Here is a 4,775-nt window from a genome sequence, read left to right as displayed (position 1 = left end):
TTTTGAACAAGATTAATGAGGCCAAAGCGAGAAATAACTCTACCGATGAAATCTATCTTGTTCATGAAGATATGAAGCTTAATAAAAAACTTCAAACTCTCGCTATTAATGGAAGTGATGTTTCAATTAGCCAGACTGAATTTAAGTTTTTATGCTATCTGATTCATCACAAAGATAAACTGATTCCAAGAGATGAAATTGTCACTAATGTTTGGGGTGAGAATTTTTATATCACTAAAAATAACTTCAATACTCACGTCTCAAATCTTAGAAGGAAAATCGTAGAATCAATCTACACAATTTACGCTATTAAAGGTGCTGGAATTAAATTTTCTAAAAAAGAAATCTAAACGTTATCTGCTTTTTCTTTTGCAATGGCAATTGCATGTCGAGTGGAATTAATGAGATCAAGGTTTCCTTCAAATAGTCTTAGATCTAGAGCTCCTAAAAAGAAGTTGAGTGCATCATTGAACATGGCCTGATCAAAGCGACATTTACCTAAGTGCTGCAAACAAAAACTTTCATACTTCTTAACGTTATTATCATTTGATTTACGGCAAATATCTAAACACTTTGTAAAGAGCTCTTCCGCTTTTGCGTACTCTTCATTCCAGTGATATACGTGTGCAAGACGAATTCCTGTGTTTACAACTCCAGGCATATAACGATTTTCTCTTAGAACTTCAAACGCTTCTTTCAAAGAGGCCTCTGCTTTATCTAGTTGCCAACACATTCTTTGAAAAACGCCTATGCGAGATTGAGCGATGGCCTTTTCTACTGGTGAAGTAATTGTTTCAAGATCTTTTATTAAAAAAAGAATTCCTTGTTGCATTTCTGCAAAGTCCACTGGCTCATCTCTAAGATTATCTAAAATTGTATAGTTCATATTGAAAGGGACATCTTTCAATTCAATCATTTGTCTTCTCTTGCAATGGCCATTAAATCATTGATGGAATGAACTTTATATTCCTTCATTTTGGCATCAATATTTCGATAGATTGAATAGAGAACTTCAGGTCCTTGGAAAATAAAAGATGTGTAAAGTTGAATCCCTCTTCCACCCTCTTTCCAATAATCCCAAAGCTGTTCAAAAGATGAAAAACCACCTACTCCGATAAAATCAATTTCAGGTGTTTCACTTAAGGCCGCTAAACAATGAGTTCTCATTGATTTTGCCTTTTCATATAATGCTCTACCAGAAACTCCGCCAGCGCCTCTTTCCGGCATAATTGTAGTATTAGTTGCAATGAGAGCATCTAATGAATACTCTTTCGCCACATCAATGACTGCAGGTAAATCTGCTGGACTCATATCTGGCGATATCTTCAAATACAATGGTGTTTTTACATTCGTTCTCACTCTTTGAATTTCTGAGAAAATTTCTTTTAACTCACTGGCCTTTTGCAAATCTCGCAGACCTGGCGTATTTGGAGAAGAAACATTAACCACTAAGTAATCAGCAATACCTTTAAACTTTTCAAAGAGGATTCTATAATCTTCTGGCGCCTTATGGGCGGGCGTATCTTTATTCTTTCCTAGATTAACTCCAATGGGTGTTTGTCTACGCGAAAAGTTTTCTAACGCGCGATAAAGCTCATCACTTCCGTGATTATTAAAACCCATGCAATTTCTTAAAGATTCTTCTTCAGGATAGCGAAATAAACGCGGCCTTTCGTTACCAGGTTGTGGCCTTGGAGTGACTGTTCCAACTTCAAGAGCACCAAAAGGCAAAGAGCTGAAAAAATCGAAGGCCTCTCCATTTTTATCAAGGCCCGCGGCCAATCCTACAGGAAACTTCCAATTCACTTTCCCTACAGTCAGCGCCATTCGTGCGTCGCTGAAGTCTTCATTTGAATGAAAAACAAATTTTGCAATTTCAGGATAATGATGAAGAAAATGAAGGGCCTTGGTATGGGCATTTTCAGCATCCATGGCAAAGGCCAGTTTTTTAAAAAGGTCGTATAATGAAAACATTTTTATGTCCTAATAAAGTTGGACGAAATCACCTTCAAGAACAGAGCCACCAGAGTGAAGAACAGTGGCCGAACCATCCTCGCCAACAAAGTCTACCACTTCGATAGTCCCTTTGATTTGTCCTTTTGTCACACCAATAAGTGCACCAGTTTCAGGATCGTACATCTCCTCACCTTCAGTAACAACTTTCAATATGTCACCGATATTAATGCCAGATGCTCTGCCTGCATTGATATAAATTCTACCACCTGTAATCTTCGCAACACGTCCAACCCAATCAAGTTTGGCCGCAATTTCCATGATACGTGGAATAGCTCTTCTTGTGGCAACCCTTACAGAATAGCGAAGAAGATCTCTTCTATAAACAAGCTTCGACTCTCTGTCTGTTGCAAAGAATCTGAAAGAACTATCATCTGCTTGTCCATTGAGAGTTTCAGTGAAAACTTCTTTATTCGAATTAACATCAAAGATTCTAATTTCAACTTTAGCTTCTGAATAGGCCTTAGTTTCACGAACAATACCAATCTCATCAGTTTTCTCACGAACACGAGCATCGATAATACGCCCAAAGACAACAAAGTTTACACCTTGCATTTTGGCCTTACGAGAAAGTTGAACTAACTTAGTTCCACCACCCGCATATATTTCTTTCGACGATCCAAAGATTTTATTTCCCATTGGATCAACAACAAACTCTCCCGTACGTGAGAGTTCTCTTAGAAGTTCTGATGTGGCAGTGACACCAAGATCTTCACCACCAAAAGGTGACTCATTGAAAAAAGAAAGAAGGGCCACACGCTTCTTAACACCATTAAAGAATTTCTTAGGCTGGGCCAATGGACGCTGCCCATGTTGTGTTCTATTTACAACATCCGTTGCACAAGAACACATAAGAGCAGCAATAATTAATAATTTAAATAGCGATCTAATTTTCAACATTCCTCGTCCTTAAGGCAATTCAATTAGTTTGTACGAACCTTGGCCCCTTTAGCTCCCCCATCTCCTAAAACAATAGTAAATGGGTTCATCTCATCTTCGAGCATCATAGTTCTTGAATCATTCAAGTCGGCCTTATTAAGGGCCTTAAGTAATGATACCATAGGATCGTTTTCTCCACGAAACTCTACTTGTAGGATAGAACTTTCCTTACCTAGGGAAATAAGCTTTGTTTCCACGCCAAGAGTAACCCCTTTTGTTTCGAGGTATTTAGAAAAATTATCGACCTCAGCAATAGAGCGAAAGCCCTTTAATTCTAACTTTATTTTCTTGCGATTCCCGCCTAATGCACTCAGTTTTTTCTTAAGATCTTTAAATTCATTCATCGGAAGTCTGTAAACAAGACTTGCAGAATTCGAGCTTAATTCATGGGCATTTTCAAATGAAAAAGAAGCTTTCTCTGGAATGAAATCATAAAAAGATACGATTTTTTTAGTTGTAAGATCTTGCATGATGAAGTCACCATCAAATGAAAAACTTCTCTTTTTAGTTAGAGCACTATCACCAAGTTTTTTGATCCCGACTCTCACTTTCAACCAAAGTGATTGCTTTAACTCATCATCCATATTGAGAATCCCCATCGTAGAGTTCTCTTGAATTGAGCGCTTGTCTTTATTAAAAGCAATTGTCGCTTCCGAAGGAATCTTTAAATAGTTGTCTAATTTCTCACGCATTGATGAATCTGATATAACAATATTTGTTGCAACTCCACTAAGCTGAGTTGTTAGGATATTTCTCCAGTGCTCACTTATTACACTTGTGAAGTCTCTTTCGACTTCGACTCCAAGATCAAGCCAACTCATGTCTTCCAGTTTGTAATCTACTGTAATAAAAACATTTTTATAGCTCTTAAAATCATCACTTCTTGTGTAGCTGAAATAAAGATCAGATAATTCCTGACGATCGACTTTTGCAGAAATATTCATATAGCGAGATTGGGCAGATTGAGTTGCTCTAGACATTTTTTTTATCGAATAAGATGAAACAACCTGATTGATTCTACCAAAGCGAGATTTAAGACTTAGCTTCTTCTCTCTTAAGGCCTTTTCAAATTCATCACGCTTTTTAGCTGGAACATCTTCGCCGTCTTTGATGCCATAGTCGGCCTTTAACTTATCTGCAATTGGCAGAAAGTACTCGTCAAAGCGCTCATCATATTTTTGCCAAAAAAGAGCATCATCTAATCCGATATTCTTCAGCTCTTTGCCAATAACATCTTTAAATGCATTATAAAGAAGTACTCTTTTAACAAAGGCCAAAGAATCATCTTCTAGTGAGTAAAAACGCCCCTCACCATCAATATGCCCACTATTTGCTGCCGAAAATGACTGAACACTTAGGCAGCACAATAAAAGAAAAATCCATTTTTTCATACTCATCCTTAAATATTATTGGACGCTCGCGACATCCTCCAAGCGCCCATCAACGATAAATTTTACACTACTTTCGTCAAATAGCTCATTAATTTTTGCGGCCATCTGTGGAGTTGGATTCACGAGGAAATCCTCCCCTAGTGGCATACGAGCACGACCTTCCTGGTGCTCGAAAATTATGTGCATTGGAACACTTCCGCGGTAACTTAGGAGTACGCGCTTTAATTGCTCCAGACGACTTTGATTTAATGCATTTAAGTTCACGTTAACTCTAACAGAAGTCACTCTTTGCTCGGCCTCATCCTTCAATTTCTGAATTTTAGATGGGAAGAACTTTCTTGGCTCTTCAGCAAGATTTACGTGACCGGTAATAAGTAGAGGCTCATCACTGGCCAACAACTCTTCAAATTCCACGAAAACTTTCGGGAAAAC

At 37.9% G+C, this 4,775-nt stretch carries 6 protein-coding genes; 1 reads left to right on the top strand and 5 read right to left on the bottom strand.

The genetic code is table 11. The features are described 5' to 3' along the window. Positions 1-350 (top strand): winged helix-turn-helix domain-containing protein (locus M899_RS00030; protein WP_196801703.1); only part of this gene is annotated, 350 nt, incomplete at its 5' end. On the opposite strand, the gene M899_RS00025 is transcribed toward M899_RS00030, so the two are convergent. From M899_RS00025 to M899_RS18475, 5 genes are all read right to left on the bottom strand, one after another. Beyond that, the gene (locus M899_RS00025; protein ID WP_021269336.1) at positions 347-916 is read right to left on the bottom strand and encodes a tetratricopeptide repeat protein; all 570 of its coding nucleotides are present in this window, start codon (positions 914-916) and stop codon (positions 347-349) included. The two genes, M899_RS00030 and M899_RS00025, sit on opposite strands and share 4 nt — an antisense overlap. Beyond that, entirely contained in the window at positions 913-1,974 is a 1,062-nt protein-coding gene (locus M899_RS00020; protein ID WP_021269335.1) for a quinone-dependent dihydroorotate dehydrogenase, read from the bottom strand. Before M899_RS00020 ends, M899_RS00025 begins: the two co-directional genes overlap by 4 nt. Before the next feature lie 9 nt (positions 1,975-1,983). Beyond that, a complete protein-coding gene (locus M899_RS00015) occupies positions 1,984-2,913 on the bottom strand; it encodes a curli production assembly/transport component CsgG (protein WP_021269332.1) in 930 nt (309 codons plus the stop codon). A gap of 23 nt (positions 2,914-2,936) precedes the next feature. Then, the gene (locus M899_RS00010; RefSeq protein WP_021269334.1) at positions 2,937-4,343 is read right to left on the bottom strand and encodes a hypothetical protein; all 1,407 of its coding nucleotides are present in this window, start codon (positions 4,341-4,343) and stop codon (positions 2,937-2,939) included. Between the two features lie 15 nt (positions 4,344-4,358). Next, positions 4,359-4,775, bottom strand: a 417-nt coding sequence (locus M899_RS18475) for a hypothetical protein (protein ID WP_034727067.1), incomplete at its 5' end; no start/stop codon positions are given.

Origin of the sequence: Bacteriovorax sp. BSW11_IV, from assembly GCF_000447755.1 — a bacterium.
Classification (GTDB): domain Bacteria; phylum Bdellovibrionota; class Bacteriovoracia; order Bacteriovoracales; family Bacteriovoracaceae; genus BSW11-IV.
Note: the sequence above shows the minus strand (reverse complement) of the source record. Positions and strands in the feature narration are given on the sequence as shown.